At 42.4% G+C, this 17,179-nt stretch carries 12 protein-coding genes; 7 read left to right on the top strand and 5 right to left on the bottom strand.

Annotation, left to right across the window (positions count from 1 at the left end):
* Positions 1-41: 41 nt before the first annotated feature.
* Positions 42-2,021, bottom strand: a complete 1,980-nt coding sequence (locus U5J89_RS15135; RefSeq protein WP_322576489.1) for a M1 family metallopeptidase — start codon at positions 2,019-2,021, stop codon at positions 42-44.
* 531 nt (positions 2,022-2,552) lie between these two features.
* On the opposite strand from U5J89_RS15135, the gene U5J89_RS15140 reads away from it, so the two are divergent.
* The 4 genes from U5J89_RS15140 to U5J89_RS15155 all read left to right on the top strand — a co-directional run bounded on the left by U5J89_RS15140 (position 2,553) and on the right by U5J89_RS15155 (position 9,468).
* Positions 2,553-3,125 carry an RNA polymerase sigma-70 factor gene (locus tag U5J89_RS15140; protein WP_322576490.1) on the top strand — a complete coding sequence of 191 codons (573 nt, stop codon included), beginning with the start codon at positions 2,553-2,555 and terminating at the stop codon, positions 3,123-3,125.
* The gene (locus tag U5J89_RS15145) at positions 3,118-4,077 is read left to right on the top strand and encodes a FecR family protein (RefSeq protein WP_322576491.1); all 960 of its coding nucleotides are present in this window, start codon (positions 3,118-3,120) and stop codon (positions 4,075-4,077) included. The genes U5J89_RS15140 and U5J89_RS15145 overlap by 8 nt, the downstream gene beginning before the upstream one ends.
* Positions 4,078-4,099: 22 nt before the next feature.
* Positions 4,100-6,880 (top strand): TonB-dependent receptor, encoded by a 2,781-nt coding sequence (locus U5J89_RS15150; protein WP_322576492.1) that lies wholly within the window; start codon positions 4,100-4,102, stop codon positions 6,878-6,880.
* A gap of 86 nt (positions 6,881-6,966) precedes the next feature.
* The gene (locus tag U5J89_RS15155) at positions 6,967-9,468 is read left to right on the top strand and encodes a fasciclin domain-containing protein (protein WP_322576493.1); all 2,502 of its coding nucleotides are present in this window, start codon (positions 6,967-6,969) and stop codon (positions 9,466-9,468) included.
* A gap of 130 nt (positions 9,469-9,598) precedes the next feature.
* On the opposite strand, the gene U5J89_RS15160 is transcribed toward U5J89_RS15155, so the two are convergent.
* On the bottom strand, positions 9,599-10,678 hold the full coding sequence (locus U5J89_RS15160; RefSeq protein ID WP_322576494.1) for a M42 family metallopeptidase: 1,080 nt from the start codon (positions 10,676-10,678) through the stop codon (positions 9,599-9,601).
* Between the two features lie 240 nt (positions 10,679-10,918).
* Between U5J89_RS15160 and U5J89_RS15165 the strand changes: the two genes are divergently transcribed.
* Positions 10,919-11,365 (top strand): thioesterase family protein, encoded by a 447-nt coding sequence (locus U5J89_RS15165; RefSeq protein ID WP_322576495.1) that lies wholly within the window; start codon positions 10,919-10,921, stop codon positions 11,363-11,365.
* Between the two features lie 51 nt (positions 11,366-11,416).
* The gene (locus tag U5J89_RS15170; RefSeq protein WP_322576496.1) at positions 11,417-12,679 is read left to right on the top strand and encodes an HD domain-containing protein; all 1,263 of its coding nucleotides are present in this window, start codon (positions 11,417-11,419) and stop codon (positions 12,677-12,679) included.
* 80 nt (positions 12,680-12,759) lie between these two features.
* Here U5J89_RS15170 and U5J89_RS15175 read toward each other — a convergent pair whose 3' ends face one another.
* Genes U5J89_RS15175 through mgtE form a run of 3 tightly spaced genes read right to left on the bottom strand, consistent with a single transcriptional unit; the run spans position 12,760 to position 15,479 of the window.
* Complete coding sequence (locus U5J89_RS15175; protein ID WP_322576497.1) at positions 12,760-13,233, bottom strand: dihydrofolate reductase; 474 nt, start codon at positions 13,231-13,233, stop codon at positions 12,760-12,762.
* Positions 13,230-14,078, bottom strand: a complete 849-nt coding sequence (locus U5J89_RS15180; RefSeq protein WP_322576498.1) for a thymidylate synthase — start codon at positions 14,076-14,078, stop codon at positions 13,230-13,232. Before U5J89_RS15180 ends, U5J89_RS15175 begins: the two co-directional genes overlap by 4 nt.
* 18 nt (positions 14,079-14,096) lie before the next feature.
* Positions 14,097-15,479 carry a magnesium transporter gene (gene mgtE / locus U5J89_RS15185; RefSeq protein ID WP_322576499.1) on the bottom strand — a complete coding sequence of 461 codons (1,383 nt, stop codon included), beginning with the start codon at positions 15,477-15,479 and terminating at the stop codon, positions 14,097-14,099.
* A 255-nt stretch (positions 15,480-15,734) separates the two neighbouring features.
* Between mgtE and U5J89_RS15190 the strand changes: the two genes are divergently transcribed.
* Positions 15,735-17,150: an NAD(P)/FAD-dependent oxidoreductase gene (locus U5J89_RS15190; RefSeq protein WP_322576500.1), complete on the top strand. Its 1,416-nt coding sequence runs from the start codon at positions 15,735-15,737 to the stop codon at positions 17,148-17,150.
* The last annotated feature ends 29 nt before the right edge of the window (positions 17,151-17,179 follow it).

The following is a 17,179-nucleotide window of genomic DNA, read 5'->3' on the forward strand; positions in this document are numbered from 1 at the left end:
CGATAAAAGCAGGCCTTTTTTATTTTAAACTCTATTCGCCACTAATTCTTATTTGTTGATTTATTTCCAGCCGAATCGGCTTTCCACAAATTATTTTCAGGATTCACATCCGGAAATTCTTTATTGGGATCAATTACTACCTTCTGAAGCGGTGATGTTGAATCGTATTTGAAAAGCCACTCATTTCCACGATGCCAGGTATGGACAGGAAATTCTACAATTTCGGTTTTTCCATTCTTCTGAGTGATTTCCATCTTCACCGGCATCACCAATTTACCTTTATTTTTAATACGAATAAAAGCTCCCTTTGAAGGATCCTCTTTGGTATATGCCACCTTATCTACCGCCTGATCCATAGTCCACGTCTTTTCAAACCAGCCGCGCCAAAACCAGTCCAGTTCGCGACCCGTAACATCTTCGATGGTATTGAAAAAATCATCGGGTGTGGGATGTTTATACGCCCAGCGATCGACATAGGCATTTATGGCTTCATCAAAAAGTTCTTTCCCAATTATCGATTCGCGAAGAATTTGCAGGCCAAGTGCCGGTTTATAATACGATACGCGGCCAAAATTACCCTCTTGAATTTGATCTGGGGCGGTCATAATGGGCTCGGTATTTTTGCTCGTCAACCAGCTATTTAGGAAACGAGCATTGCGGGGATTATGATATTCTCCATCATTAAAATTAGCAGTGCTTAAACTATTGATAAAGGTGTTAAATCCTTCATCCATCCAGGCATGTTCGCGTTCGTTAGATCCTACAATCATGGGAAACCACTCATGACCAAACTCGTGATCGGTAACACCCCATAAGCCGGCTCCTTTCGCTTGCCAGCTGCAAAATACAATGCCAGGATATTCCATTCCCCCTACCGTACCGGCCACATTAATCGCATTAGCATATGGGTACGGCATTAAATAATCAGAATAAAATTCAATCGAACCCTTCACATATTCAGTTGAACGCCCCCACGCCGAGTCACCGGCAACTTCTTTAGGATACACCGACATAGCCATGGCCTGTTCATTATCAGGCAAATTAATCCGCGCTGCATCCCATACAAACGCTTTCGATGCCGCCCAGGCAACATCACGTGTATTTTCCATCTTGTATTTCCAGGTCAGTCGGTCCTTTCCGCTGGGACGAGATTCCTCAGTACCCACCTCATCTTTTCGAATGATATACACTCGCTCATCACTATTTCGGGCTTTCTCCATCCGCTTTTGCTGTACTTTCGTAAGTACATCTTCGGGATTTAAAAGCTCACCGGAAGCCACAACCACATATTCAGCCGGAACTGTAATAGAATAATTGAAGGTCCCATATTCCATATAAAACTCACCGGCTCCCAGATACGGCATCACATTCCATCCCTTCAGATCATCGTAAACCGCCATTCGAGGATACCATTGCGCAACTTCATAGATAACACCATTTTTCGTATCAAGGCGTCCCAGTCGATCAGACCCCTCCTCTGGGACTTTAAAACTATAGTCAATATTGATTTGCAGCTTACCGCCTTCGGCTTTGAGAGCCTCTCTGAGATTCAGCTTTAAATTGGTATCAACAGTATGGGTTTCAGGTTTATAAGTATCACCATTATGTGTTATTTGGATATTTTCTATTTTGATGCCCCCATCAAAACCCTCGTTACCAAACCGTGCCCCTCCGGGTGGCGTCAGTTTAGCACCCCAAGAGTCCTCCTCGAACAGATCCTGATCAAGCTGAAGCCATACAAACTTCAAATTCTGCGGACTATTGTTGGTATAATCAATGGTAATAGAGGTTTCTATTTTGTGCTGATCGGGGTAAAGCTGTGCATCAATAGTATAATCAGCAACATTTTGCCAGTAATCTTCGCCCGGCTCACCGCTGGCACTTCGATATTGTGTACTTTCCCCGGTTTCATAAGGAAAAAATTCTTCCTGAACCGTATTCAATTTTTGTTCTTGTGCATGCACTTGTGTTGCCATCACCATGGACAAAAACAGAACTAATACGAACTTTACTTTCATCATAATATTTAACCGTCGTTTTGTTTTTAAAAAAAATAGATTTATCAATCCGGACTAAACAGTCTGGTTACAATGTTTTAGATTTATATTAGCATCTAAAATGATTGATACCGAGCCCTGCTCAGAACAGTTACAGTCAATATTTTAAAATAACCAATTCTACGGGGAACAGATAGCGGACAAAGCAGAGAAATAAGTGCACTTGGGATGCCAAATTTTGATACATATGCCATAACTATCGGAGCCGGGAGAACGCTGACATCTTCGCTTTAAATTCAATGTTCATTTTTGCCGGCACTATTTACAACAAACTCAATAATTTTTGACGGATTAAAGCTATCAGAGACCAGTGAAACTTAAAAATAGAATGGAATTTGCATTCATCGGTAAATTCTATGAACAAATTAAAACGTACTGTACCAAGATATTTGAAATATTATGAATTGATTAAATTTATATTATTGGAAAATATTTCTCAATTTGAGATAGTCATACCTGTTTTATTTAGTGTATAATCACTGAGACATAGTAAGAATGGACTCCATTTCTGATGACCAATTTTCTGCGTGGGCTCGAAGTATTCGAAACGGCGACGAAATTGCTTTTAAAAATATGTTTGATGCAACCTTTGAAAACTATGTGCGATATGCCTGGCGGTTTACCAAGAACAAAGATACTGCCATGGATATTGTTCAGGAAAGTTTTATCAAACTTTGGCAGATACGTTCGAATCTGGATCCTTCAAAATCCTTGAAAACCTATTTATACCAGATAGTTAAAAATAATGCACTCAATTACCTCCGCGATACACCTCAAGACAGCGCACAATTGGATGACCTCCAAATTGCTGATGAAAGTTCAGTAGTTTTTAAAGAAGAACAAGAATCAGAATTATTAGAACCGTTAAAAAAGTGGATTGATGAATTACCTGACAGACAGCAGGAAGCATTTAAATTAAGTAGGTATGAAGGGCTTTCCCATGATGAAATTGCTGAAATCATGGATATATCGGCACGTACAGTGAATAATCATATTGTTGCGGCACTCAATAACCTTCAGGAAAGGTACAAAACCTACAAGGACGTTAATGACAAACATTATGAATAGTAAAAATTCCTTTAACAACTGGCTTGCTGAATTCCTGGATACATTGGATCAGGAAGAGCAGGAAAACGTTGAGAAAATTTGGAAAGAAGCAAAAAAAACTGATGAAAGTCAGAATGTATCTGTTTCCGAAAAGGAAAAGGATGACGTATTTGCTAATATTGCATCACAAACTGGAATTGATACAGAAGCTAAACAAGATAAACCGCAAACGGCTGAAATCAGAACATTGAATTGGAGATGGATAGCAGCTGCAGCAGTTATCATTATAGCGGCAGGGTTGTCTTTTCTTACAATACCGGTCCAATACTCAGCCTCCTATGGGGAATTGACTACCGTAACTTTGCCTGACGAATCTACGGTAACGCTCAATAGCGGCTCATCAATCACATACAATCGATTGTTCAATTTTACGGACAGAGAAGTTTCTTTAGAGGGTGAAGCGTATTTTGAAGTTAAAAATGGAAATCTTCCCTTTAAAGTACATACCTCAAACGCCATCGTAAAAGTATTAGGAACTTCTTTTAATATTCGCTCCTGGCAAGATAGTAAGGTACCCGAAACCTCAGTGCTTTTAACAGAAGGATCCCTTGCTTTTTATCCTACCAAGAATCCAGATGAGTCGGTGATTCTGGAACCCGGTCAAAAAAGCATCCTCAAAAATTTTGATGGAATTCCGGAACAACCTTTTGATGTTTCTAAAGATAAAACTTTAGCATGGATGAATAATCAATTTGCCTTCGAGAATATGCCTTTGATACAGATCATCAGGGAAATTGAAAGGCGATTTGATCTTGATATCCAAGTAAAACCCCAAGAGGTGTTATTTGATACTCTCACTATTTACTACAACCAGAAAGTGGATGCCGAACAGATTGTACAGGATATTTGTCAGAGCAAAGCTTTAAACTATCGGAAAATAAATGGCGGATTTATCATAGAAAATAAGCGATAATCAATTCTTTTACCGAATCGGCATGAAATTAAAGAGTATACTGCTATTCATTTTATTTTTGCTATCAATATCTTCCGGTTTTGCTCAGAACAATAGCAGAACGATATCCGAAAGATATACCCTCCTGTTTCGCGGAACACCCATCGAAGAAGCCATTAAAGAGCTTGTAGACAAAACTCAAATTGACCTTATCTATGATCCGTCAATCTTAAGCTCTCAACAAGTTTTCAGCCTTTCGAAAAATCAAACTCCCGAACAGATTCTTTCCAATATTCTGGAAGACACCAACCTGGATTATATCCAGCTTTCCTCGGGCACGTATGTCATCATTAAATCTGCTCAAAACCAATCTCGTTATGGCAGTTTGGCCGGTATGGTACTTGATAAACGTACCGGCAAACCTCTTGAAGACGCAAATATTTTAATTGCTGATGCTTCTACCGGAGCTTCTTCCAACCGCGCGGGACGGTTTACCATTGGTCCATTATTAACCGGTAAATATAGAGTAACCGTTACCTATGTAGGTTACAAAACTGCAAGAGATACTATTTCCATCCCTCTAAAAAGTAACAACCCACGTAAGTTTTACTTAGAATCTCGTCCGGTATTTATTGAACCACTGGTAGTATCTAGTATACAACCAAGACTACCCTATAATAAATCAGGAAGCGAAGAGGTGAATAACCTAACAGAAACACTTTCTTCCTATACAGGTTCTCCCGATGCCATGAAAAGTATACAATCCGTAATGGGTGTTAATTTCAGCATTCCTTTGGCGGATTTTAATATTCAGGGTGGAGCGGAAGGAGAACACCAGGTTATGCTGGACGGTGTGCCTATTTATAATCCCGTCAGTTTTGGCAGGCTGACCGGTGCCTTTAGTCCCTACGCCCTACAAAAAGTTACTGTACACAAAGCCGGTTACCGACCTTCGGTCGGAAGTCAGCTCTCCGGTATTATTTCTATAAACCAAGACTTGCCGGCTGATGAGGAAAACAATGCCATGCTGCAGGCTGATCCGCTTAGCCTAAATGGCCGGATAAACCTAACACCTTCACTTGGTAAAGGGATTGAGTATAAAACTATGGTAGCAGGTAGGAGCAATATCTGGAGATGGTACCAAAAACCTACTCTTTCCAACACCCTTGAAAATTGGGATAACCTGGATCCCATAATTTCCGGAAACCTCATTGACAATGGCATGGATGGAGTGCTTTTTGACCAAGCTAGACACCAATCGGATGTCAATTTCTATGATTTCCACTGGAGCAATGAAATAGTTTTCAATGATTTTCATACAACTTATTTTAGCTATTATCGCGGTAAAAACTACCTTCAGACCCGCTTACTTTCCAATAACAGTGATCAGGATGGAATCCCTGAATCGATGTATACCCGCGATACCTATGACTGGTTGAACGATATATTGCGATTGGAACATAATTGGCTAATCAATTCCCGTTGGCAGGCCCAATTCAGTCTTTCCTATTCCAATCATTACTCCAACCATCACTTTGGCATGGCAAGCACTGAGGATATTGCTTCAGTACCCGACAATAATACCCAGCTGATAAATAACCTGGATCAATATATTGATAACCAACCTCATACGGGTGATCAGAATTTAATCAGACAGTACTCTTTTGATGCAAGTTTTGAATATAGCCTGAATCGGAATCATAAACTGAATTTCGGTATTGAGCCGAAAATCGTAGATTACTCTTTTAAGCTTTCTGATCTATTTTACCACTTTTCTTCTTCCCGCCGTTCAACCTTTATGCTATCAGGATTTCTGGAAGATGAATATAATCTTGATTTCAATACAAAAATTACCGCGGGATCAAGATTTACCTATGTCCCAAATCGGCAGAACTTTTATCTGGAGCCCCGGCTTTCTGCCCAAACTGATTTCCAGGAAACGGCCTTGGGCTTTGTTTCACTGAAGTTTTCAGGAGGATTATACCGGCAGTATGTAAATCAGTTTGATGTAACCAATGTAGGTCCCAGTTCCATTGTTCCTTCTATCCGTTTTTGGGTACCGGTTGACTTTACTACAGATGTACCGAAGTCATATCACGCCAGTTCTGAGATTCTTGTGGAACCCCAGGAAACGCTGTCACTAAAATGGGAAGGTTACTATAAATGGAACCCTACTATTTTAATGCTTGACTACCATGCCCTTCTGGAGCAGCCTGATGATCCAAATGCCAAATTTAACCGTCAGAGTACTTTTGTTGAACATGGTAAAAGGTATAGCTACGGAATCGGTATAAGTGCTGAAAAACTATTTGAGGAGCTGATGATGGAATTAAGCCTGTCTTATGAGTACAGTATTGCCAAGCAAAGGAGTCCCAAGCGATTCAATAGCCAATATGTCACCGCACCTTGGAATGAACCTCACAAGCTTACGGCCGCTATCAACTGGAATATATTTTCCTCTTTCATGTTAACAGTCAGGTGGCAAAGCATCTGGGGAAGAAGCTGGGCCTTCAACAAAGCATACTATGATTACCTCCCCATCAATAATAATCGCTCACAATATGGCACCGTCGATTTCAACAGCCCATCCAACGATACCCTAAGTCCCTATCACCAGCTCGATGTAGGATTAAACTGGTCATTGGATTTAAACGATTCAGAACTTCAGCTCAGACTGGATCTGGTCAATTTATTAGATCGTAAAAATACTCTGGAAAAGAGACTGATCCCCGAACAATCATCCCAGGGTACCCTGCAGTACGCCATCCAACGAAAAACCCTGCCCGGACTCACCCCTTCTGTCGGTATTCGATTTATTTATTAAAAAAATCAGTGCCGACTAGTCATACCCTTTTTTTCTAGTGTATATAAGTGTGAACTCAAATTACTAACCAATTCACACTATTTATTATGGAAACAACAACTCACAATCCTTTAATAAAACTACGAACATTTCTGTTCAACAGTTTTATTGCAGTTCTGTTAGTATTTACGCTACAAGCGTGTGGTGGCGATGACGACGGTCCAACTGATCCTCCAAACGAAACAGGAAATATTGTTGAAGTCGCTCAGTCAAATGACGATTTCAGTGATCTTGTTTCGGCCTTAAGTGATGCCGGCTTGGTATCTACTCTCGAAGGCGATGGACCTTTTACGGTATTCGCCCCTACTAATAGTGCTTTCTCTAATCTTGATGTCGATATTTCTGCGCTGTCCAATGAACAGCTCGAAGAAGTACTCAGCTATCATGTAGTAAGCGGAAATATTGCATCGGGCGACCTTAATCCTCCACAAACTGCAGAAGCGCTTGCCGGGGGCAACCTCTTTATTACGAGTGCCGAAGGCAATGTCATTGTCAATGACAATGCGACGGTGGTGGATCCCGATATTGAAGCGTCGAATGGCGTAATTCATGCTATCGATCAGGTTTTATTGCCTGACGGGTATCTCGATGTAGTTGGCATTGTGGCCAAACGCTATAACCTACAGTCCCTCGAAGATGCCGTAGTTGGAGCCGGACTGGCTAGTACGCTGCAGGATGATGAAGCAAGTTATACCGTATTTGCTCCGTCCAACGCAGCATTCAGCGAAGTCGATCTTTCCGGACTGTCAGAACAAGAAATTCAGGATATTCTGACTTATCACGTTCTTCCGAATGAAGTCCTATCCGGAGATCTCCAGCCAGCTCAGGTAGTACAAACGGTTAACGGAACTGAGTTAACCATTGAGGCTGCTGATGGTACGGTTACACTTACCGACAACTCCGGACAGACTTATGAAGTTACTCAAGCCGATATTCAAGGAACTAATGGTGTTGTTCATATCATTGACGGTGTATTGAATCCAAATCCCAATATCGTTGATGTCGCATCTGATGCCGGCAACTTTACAACTTTGGTTGACGCACTCGGACAAACAGGTTTGGACGAGGCCCTTCAGGGAGCCGGTCCATTTACCGTATTTGCCCCCAACGACAACGCCTTCTCTGGAGTTGATCTGAGTGGCTTTACCAATGAAGAACTTACCGAAATACTGCAGTATCACGTCGTATCAGGCAACATTCAGTCCACTGATCTGATGGCTGAGCAGTCTGTTGAAGCACTGTCAGGCGACAGCCTCTTTGTTGAAGCCAACGGCGGAGTTTCTGTTAATGGAAGTGCCTCTGTGGTAACACCAGACATCGGCGCATCCAATGGTACGATCCACGAGATCGACCAGGTGCTCTTGCCCGACAGTTATCAGGATGTAGTTGGTATTATATCCAAACGATATAATCTACAGTCGCTGGAAGATGCTGTAGTAAGTGAAGGATTGGCCGGTACGTTACAGGGAGACGGACCGTTTACGGTTTTTGCTCCCACCAATGAGGCCTTTGCCAACAAAGATTTATCCGGACTTAACGTTTCTGATGTGCTGCAGTACCATGTAATTTCCGGAGAAGTACTCTCAGGAGATCTACAATCATCACAAACCGTAACAACCCTTCAAGGGGAAGAGCTCTTAATTGAAGTTTCCGACGGAACGGTTACCATTACGGATAATACCGGACAGATGTACCAGGTCACACAAGCCGACCTGCAAGGCACCAATGGCGTAGTACATGTTATTAATGGTGTACTCGACCCAAGTCCAAATATTGTAGACGTAGCCACCAATGCCGGTAACTTTACTACCCTTGTAGATGCTCTTGGACAAACCGGATTGGACGAAGCCTTGCAAGGAGCCGGTCCGTTTACCGTATTTGCTCCCACAGACAACGCCTTCTCTGGGGTTGATCTGAGTGGCTTTACAAATGAGCAGCTTGCGGAGATTCTACAGTATCATGTGATTTCCGGAGACATCTTATCTACCGACCTAATGGCTGAACAGTCAGTAGGAGCATTGGCAGGTGGTAATCTCTTTATAGAAGCTAACGGCGGAGTAACTGTCAATGATAATGCCACAGTTGTATCCGCTGATATCGATGCCTCTAACGGTACCATCCACGCCATAGATCAGGTGTTACTCCCAGATGCGTATCAAGATGTAGTAGGTATTATATCTAAACGTTATAATCTGCAATCGCTGGAAGATGCTGTTGTTAATGCCGGATTAGCAGGTACGTTGCAAGGAGACGGACCGTTTACCGTCTTTGCTCCCACCAACGATGCTTTTGCCAACGCTGACCTTTCCGGATATAACGTCGAGGATGTGCTAACTTATCATGTACTTCCTCAAGAAGTGCTTTCCAGTGATATCACTTCGGGTACAGTTACTACGGTTAACGGAGCAGACTTAGAGATTACAGTCAACAATGACGGCAGCGTTTCGCTGACCGATCAGGCTGGCAATACCTATAACGTAACTACCGTTGACCTACAGGGTACCAACGGAGTCGTCCATATTATTGACGGCGTATTGCTTCCAAGTTAACAGCAGCGTTTATTTACCCGCACAATCCCTGATAAAAGTCGTACTCTATAAAAGGAGTACGGCTTTTTTTTATTTGAGGGAATAGCCATAGGTAGTTAAAGAAGAATAATCATGCTTTCCAGCGTTTCTGTCACTTAAGGACGTTGAAGGTCTGATCTGGCTCCAAAGCCACAACCGTTTCAGTCATCAATTCAATAAGTGATTCAATATCCTGAAAAGAGGCCGTTTCTACCGGAGAATGCATATATCGAAGTGGCAGTGAAATTAACGCACTTGGGATACCCGTTTTTTGATAAAAAATACTGTCGGTATCAGTTCCGGTTCGCACACTGGTGGCTTCATGCTGCAGCTCTATTTTATTTTTCCCGGCAACATCTTCAACAAACTCTACAATCTTGGGATGATTGGCTCCACCGTGCTGTACAGAAGGACCTTTGCCAAGCTTAACCAATCCGTGCTCTTTATGATCTATACCCGGGGTGTCGGTCGCATGTGTCACATCGGTTACCAGTGCCGCATCTGGATCTATGCGATAACTCATCATGCGCGCACCGTAACCGCCCACTTCTTCTTGTACTGAGTTCAATGCAACCACATTTACCTTCAGATCGCTGCGGCGTTCGTTTAGCCTTTTCAAAACCTGAGCAATCATAAATCCACCAATACGATTATCAAGCCCTCGACCCGATATAATTTCATCAGACAAGTAATCGTACTCGTCGGCGTAGGTAATGGGATCTCCAACCTGCACCAATTTTAATGCTTCTTCCCTGCTGGATACTCCGATATCCACATAAATATCTTTCCACTTTGGCTGCTCGCCTCCTCCATTCTTTTTATCCTGAAGATGGATCGCCGTATTTCCTGTTACTCCCGAAACAATCCCATTACGAGCATGAATATTTACTCTTTTGGCTTTAGCAATAGTTGAATCACTTCCCCCTAATTTATTAATATAAATATACCCGTCATCGGTGATGTGCTGCACAATCATACCAATTTCATCGCAGTGGGCTTCCAGCATAATCGTAGCTACATCGTAGCTGGTATTCAGTTTCGCATAGGCCGATCCATAGGCATCAGCCTCGACACTGTCCGCAAAATTATCCACATATTCTGTCCATACTTGCTGGCCTGCTGATTCAAAGCCCGTAGGACTAGGCGTTATCAGTAACTCTTCTAAAAATTCTTTTCCTTTTTCATCAAACATTCTTTTCTACAAATTTTATTAGCATGTTATTCTGGATTTATTTCAGGATCTAAAAATAGTTCAGAACAACACAGTTTTGCTTCAAATAATGACTACTATTCGTTTTAATTCTGAATATAAGAATTCACAGCCCTACCGCTAAACTCATTTTCGATTTGAAGTAGGATATTCAATACTAAGATGATTATTTTGCGATTATCTTACTTATTGCTGCAGAAGTCATTACAAATAATACGATTTATGATTCGACCCGATTACAACAAAACGCTTTTCCCGCACTGGACTACTATTCCTATTCGATTTCGTGATTTAGATCCGCTAAATCACGTAAATAACGCTATTTTCAGCACCTATTACGAAGAAGCCCGAATCGAATTCATCCAGGAAGTCAACAAGCTGGCCAGCGAATTAAAAAACGGATACAGCTTTGTGTTGGCCAATATCGAAATTGAATTCATAAGTCCCGTAGAATACCCGAACAATATTTTAATTGGCTCAGGGATAAAATCGCTCGGTAATTCCAGCATCACCAGTTTCCAGGCTATTTATACCGGTGATGAGAAAAAACTGGCATCCGTAGCCGAGGCCCACGGCGTTTGGTTTGACTTGAATAAACAACGTCCTGCAAGAATTCCAGACATCCCTAATACTGAAAAGTACATGCTTCCAAATTCACTTTTTGAATGATCCCACAACTGTTTACTTTTGTGCTCATTATTGATTTTAAATTACCGATCCATGGATAAAAGCACACAGTACAAAATATTCAACGATCCCATTCACGGATTTATCACCGTACCCAAAGGTCCGGTTTTGGAGCTTGTTGATCATCCCTATGTGCAACGTCTACGTCGTATCAAACAGATGGGATTAGGATATTTGGTTTTTCCGGCTGCGGAGCATTCTCGTTTTTCTCATGCCCTGGGAGCCATGGAATTAGCCCAGCGCACGCTTAATAATCTTCGGGAAAAAGATACCACTATCAGTCCCGCCGAATATGAGGCCACTCTTATAGCCGTCCTGCTTCATGATGTGGGTCACGGTCCCCTTTCGCACACCCTCGAGTTTGACCTTATCAAAGATTTCCATCACGAAAAAATGACGCTTGCTGTGATGCGTCATCTCAATAGAGAAATGGATGGGACACTGGATCTTGCCATCAAAATTTTTACGGATCAGTATTCCAAAAAACCGTTCTTAAATCAGCTAATTTCATCGCAGCTGGATATCGATCGCCTGGATTATCTTAAACGCGACAGCGCATTTACCAACGTATATGAGGGCTCCGTTGGTATTGAACGCATCCTTAAAACCATGCGCGTACTCAAGGGGAATATTGTAATTGAAAAGAAGGGAATTTATGCCATTGAAAATTATATTCTTGCGCGCCGACTGATGTACATGCAGGTTTATCTTCACAAAACAGTACTTAGTGCCGATAAATTAGTGCAACATATTTTTGAACGAGTGCGGAAATTAATTGCAGAAGGCAAACAGCTTTATCACGCCTCTCCTGCCCTCCAATATTTTTTGGAAAATAACCCCAGCGCCAAGAAAAAGATAACAAGTGAAGTATTGCAGAAATACTTACAGCTCGACGATAATGATGTCTTTCAAAGTATTAAATACTGGCAGTATTCCAATGATGCGGTACTGGCAAATCTCTGCAAGCGATTTCAATCCCGCAAACTTTTCCGCACCACCTTCCTTGACAAAAAACCTTCTAAGCAGATTAAAAAGAAGGTTTTAACCAAGACCCAAAAAGTCCTCAAAAAAAGAGGACTGCCCTACGATGAGGAAACTGCGAACTATTATTTCGCTTTTGACGAAAGCTACAGTGAGGCATATCAATACGAAAATGAAGGCATCTGGATTTTAGAAGAAAAAGACAATGCTGTTGAGTTTTCCAAGGCGGCTGACACTAAAAATATTATCGCCCTAACCGAGCCAGTGGTAAAACCTTACGTAGTGCATCTGAAAGATAAAGACATTGAATTTTGATTTTACCACTAAGACACTAGGAGTGTTTAAGAGAGAATAATTTATACAAACTTATTGTTCTTTATGCCTTAGTGTTAAGCTTATTCCATCCTTTCATATACAACAAATGACAATTCTTCCCGATCATCTCGTTTAATCTCTCTCCAGGTCTTTCCAATCTCGTCGCGATATTCAGGAAAATAGGTATCCCCTTCATATTCCTGATGTATTTCCGTGACAAAAAGTTTATCACAGCGATCCAAAAACTGCCGGTAAATTTCTCCACCACCAATAAGAAACACTAATTCCTCATCTTTTACATGCTCCAGCGCCTCATCAAAAGAAGAAAAGGTAGACACGTGATCATAATTACGAGATCGGCTGAGAACTATATTCTCACGACCGGGTAATGGATTTTCCCCAAGCTCCTCAAATACGACCCGCCCCATAATAAGCGGACATCCCATGGTCGTCTGCTTAAAATATTTCAGATCCTCCGAATAGTGCCACGGCAGATCACCCTCTTTTCCTATTACCAGATTGGGATCGTGAGCTACAATAGCAGCCAAGGTCATACCGCTACCTCAAATTTAATAGAATCGTAAGGGTGGTAATCTTTAAGTTCAAAATCATCAAACTCAAGCTCATCAACCGGTTTATCGGCAATTTCGAGCGTAGGAAGCGGACGTGGTTCACGGGTCAGCTGTTCTTTCAAGCCATCTACATGATTTTCGTAGATATGAGCATCAACAATGGTATGAGCAAAGGTTCCGTAATCCAGTCCCACTTCGTTTGCAATGGCCATGGTCAGCGCTGAATAGCACGCCAGGTTAAATGGAATACCCAATGCTATATCACCAGATCGCTGAGTAAGATGACAGTTTAGTTTACCGTTAGAAACATTAAAAATGTACATCACATGACAGGGCGGCAGCGCCATCTGATCGAGCAGCCCGGGATGCCAGGCACTTACTACAATGCGCCGGCTGTTAGGATTTTCTTTTAACATTTTTATAGCACGCTGCACCTGATCAAATTCTTTTTTGATCAACACCGTTTTGCAAATATGTGAGGCATCCCCTTCAAAATGAATTTCCTCTTCCTCGTGGTACGGAAAGCGCCGCCATAGTACCGGATAGATAGGCCCCACATGGCCATCTTCATCGGCCCAGTCATCCCAGATATGACAATCGTTTTCGTCACGCAGCCAGCGAATATGATCTTCGCCGCGCAGATACCAGAGCAATTCAAGAATCACCGATCGAAAATATACTTTCTTAGTCGTAAGCAGTGGAAATCCTTCGGACAAATCGACTTTATAAAACTCCGAAAAGTTGGAGATCGTATCGATACCAGTACGGTTTTCCTTCTTTACACCATTCTCCAAAACACTGCGAACAAGATCTAAATATGCTTTCATATATCCCTAATTTTAAAATTATAATAACACGCCCTGTAATAATAATAACGCTACTGAAAAGTAGATAATGATACCCGTCACGTCAACTAAGGTAGCAACAAAAGGAGCCGATGTTACGGCCGGATCTAACCCAAAATGTGACATCACAAAAGGCAGCATAGATCCGCTTAAATTACCGAATACTACAACCCCAACGAGGCTTGTTCCCACCGTTAATGCCTGCAAAACAAGCTCAATTGAAAACACATTGCCCCGCATTACCATCCAGGTAGCAATAACTATTGATCCTAAAACTCCTAAAAAGCTACCCAACAAAAATCCTGACAGCAATTCCCTTTTTAGCACCATCCACCAGTCATTAAGCTTAATATCATCTGTTGATATGGCGCGAATAATAAGCGTTGCTGCCTGTGAACCCGAGTTACCACCGCTGGAAATAATCATCGGAATAAAAAATGAGAGCATCGCTGCTGCGGCCAGTGCTTCCTCATAGTTGGCCATAGCGGTAACGGTGAGCATTTGACCCATAAACAGCATAATCAGCCAGCCCACGCGCTTCTTTACCATTTGAAAAATGGTCGTCTCCGAATAGTAATCATCCAGCGCACTCATACCGGCCATCAGCTGCATATCCTCGGTCGTTTCCTCCTCGGCTACATCAATTACATCATCAACCGTCACAATTCCAACGAGGATGCCATCAGAATCGACCACCGGCATGGCTACGCGATCGTACTTACTGAGCATTTTTACGGCATCCTCCTGATCATCAAAAGCACTCAAAGCTTCAAAGCTTTCATCCATTAACGAAGAAATCGGTGCTTCGGGATCGGCCAAGATTAGCTGATTCAATCGCAGATCATCAATCAGGTGTTCATCTGCATCCACCACATATATTACGTTAACCGTCTCAACGCTGTGGCCATATTGCCTAATATGTTCCATGGCCCGCTGAACGGTCCAATCTTTTTTCACCTTAACATAGCGCGGTGTCATCAGTCGACCTACGCTCTCGTCGGGAAAACCAAGCAGCTTTTGCGACTGTTTGCGATCTTCCACACTCATTGAGTTCATAATCCGCTGCGTTAGATGGCCGGGAAGTTCTTCCATCAGTGATACACGCTCATCCGGCTCCAGGTTCGACATCACTTCACTCAGCTGCTGTGCAGTAAACATATTGAGAAGCTCTACCCCCTTCCCCGAACTCAGGTAGGTAAACACATCGGCCGCTTTCTGCTTCTTGAGCAAACGAAATATTACAATCGCCACCTCTGCATCTAATTCTTCCAATAGTTCTGCCACATCAACGGCAGGTACATCATTCAGAATATCCTTCAGAGCTACCCAGTCCTTCTCTTTAATGAGCTCTTCAAATTCCGGTTTCAGCAGATGAACTATCATAAGTAAATCAAGTTGTAAGCTTTTACTTTAGTGGCACCAATGACAATCAAGCTATATCCAAAAAAATTAATCCAGCTTTGGATTTATGCTCTCATAGATTCCGTTCAGAATGTAAGAATTGCTTATAGAATATCACAAAATTGCTTTTAGATATCTTACTTTAATATTTATTAGTTTTTCTATCTATTAATATTCAGTTTATCATGTAACTCCAAAAATTATTACTACACTTCTGATTAATATTATCCACGATATATGGATTATGACGCAATTATTATCGGCTCAGGTCCCAACGGTTTAGCGGCCGGCATCCGCCTGGCGCAAGAGGGACTATCGGTTAAAATGTTTGAAAAAGAAGATACCATCGGCGGCGGAACCCGAACGATGGAATTAACCCAGCCCGGCTTCCATCACGATATCTGCTCGGCCATCCATCCCTTGGCCAAAGCATCTCCGTTTTTAAAAAGTCTACCGCTCAAAGATTACGGTCTCGAATGGATTCAACCCGAGGTGCCGCTTGCCCACCCATTGGACGATCAGCCCGCCGGAGTACTGTTTCGGTCATTTGATAAAACGGTATCATATATTAATAGCGAAGATAAAAGTAACTACGCTCACAGCATTGCGCCTTTCCTTGATAAATGGGATGGTCTTCTTACTGATATTTTAGCTCCGTTTTCGCTTTTACCGAATCACCCTCTAATGATGGCGCGGTTTGGACTTCAAGCACTTCAATCAGCAAACAGTTTTGCCAAAAGATTTAAATCTACCCAAACACGCGCTCTCTTTGCCGGATTAGCAGCTCATGGCATTATGCCTTTTGATGCCACCGCTACTGCTGCTATTGGACTGGTACTGGGTACTGCCGCCCATACCGTTGGCTGGCCCTATCCCAAAGGCGGATCCCACGCAATTACTAAAGCTATGGCAAAGCATTTTAAGTCGCTGGGTGGTAAAATTGAAACAGGCGTTGAAGTTTCTTCTACTGATCAGCTGCCCGAATCCCAAGTCATTTTATTTAATAACACTCCTCAACAAATTTTAGATATTGCAGGCGAAAATCTCCCACAATCATACATAAAAAAACTGCAGCGTTATAAGTATGGTCAAGGAGTATTCAAACTTGATTTCGCACTCAGTGATCCCATCCCATGGGAAGACGAACTGTGCCAAAAAGCAGGAACCGTACACGTGGGGGGAGCATTCGAAGAAATTGCGACATCAGAAAAACAAACAGCCAGTGGGCAACATCCCGAAAAGCCATATGTATTAGTCGCACAGCAAAGTTTATGGGATGAAACGAGAGCCCCGGATGATAATCACACCGGCTGGGCGTATTGCCACGTTCCCAATGGATCCACTGAAGATATGACGGAGCCAATTATTCATCAGATTGAACGCTTTGCTCCGGGATTTCGAGATTGTATTATCGACACCCACAAGATGAATACCCAAGCCATGCAATCATATAATCCCAATTATATTGGTGGTGACATCAATGGCGGACGCGCTGACATCACGCAGCTTTTCACGCGTCCGGCGGGGTTATTTGATCCCTATCATATCCCAAAAACCAATATGTATATCGCATCATCCTCCACTCCGCCCGGCGGCGGCGTTCACGGTATGTGTGGTTATCATGCGGCAGAATCGGTGTTGCGCAGACTTTAGCAGTTGGCAGATGGCGGTATGCAGTTGTG

The organism is Fodinibius sp. (assembly GCF_034521915.1).
Lineage (GTDB): Bacteria > Bacteroidota > Rhodothermia > Balneolales > Balneolaceae > Fodinibius.

Excerpts from the sequence above, each read along its gene's own strand:
- U5J89_RS15135 (WP_322576489.1), bottom strand. The coding sequence starts at position 2,021 with ATGATGAAAGTAAAGTTCGTATTAGTTCTGTTTTTGTCCATGGTGATG.
- U5J89_RS15140 (WP_322576490.1), top strand. The coding sequence starts at position 2,553 with ATGGACTCCATTTCTGATGACCAATTTTCTGCGTGGGCTCGAAGTATT.
- U5J89_RS15145 (WP_322576491.1), top strand. The coding sequence starts at position 3,118 with ATGAATAGTAAAAATTCCTTTAACAACTGGCTTGCTGAATTCCTGGAT.
- U5J89_RS15150 (WP_322576492.1), top strand. The coding sequence starts at position 4,100 with ATGAAATTAAAGAGTATACTGCTATTCATTTTATTTTTGCTATCAATA.
- U5J89_RS15155 (WP_322576493.1), top strand. The coding sequence starts at position 6,967 with ATGGAAACAACAACTCACAATCCTTTAATAAAACTACGAACATTTCTG.
- U5J89_RS15160 (WP_322576494.1), bottom strand. The coding sequence starts at position 10,678 with ATGTTTGATGAAAAAGGAAAAGAATTTTTAGAAGAGTTACTGATAACG.
- U5J89_RS15165 (WP_322576495.1), top strand. The coding sequence starts at position 10,919 with ATGATTCGACCCGATTACAACAAAACGCTTTTCCCGCACTGGACTACT.
- U5J89_RS15170 (WP_322576496.1), top strand. The coding sequence starts at position 11,417 with ATGGATAAAAGCACACAGTACAAAATATTCAACGATCCCATTCACGGA.
- U5J89_RS15175 (WP_322576497.1), bottom strand. The coding sequence starts at position 13,233 with ATGACCTTGGCTGCTATTGTAGCTCACGATCCCAATCTGGTAATAGGA.
- U5J89_RS15180 (WP_322576498.1), bottom strand. The coding sequence starts at position 14,078 with ATGAAAGCATATTTAGATCTTGTTCGCAGTGTTTTGGAGAATGGTGTA.
- mgtE (WP_322576499.1), bottom strand. The coding sequence starts at position 15,479 with ATGATAGTTCATCTGCTGAAACCGGAATTTGAAGAGCTCATTAAAGAG.
- U5J89_RS15190 (WP_322576500.1), top strand. The coding sequence starts at position 15,735 with ATGGATTATGACGCAATTATTATCGGCTCAGGTCCCAACGGTTTAGCG.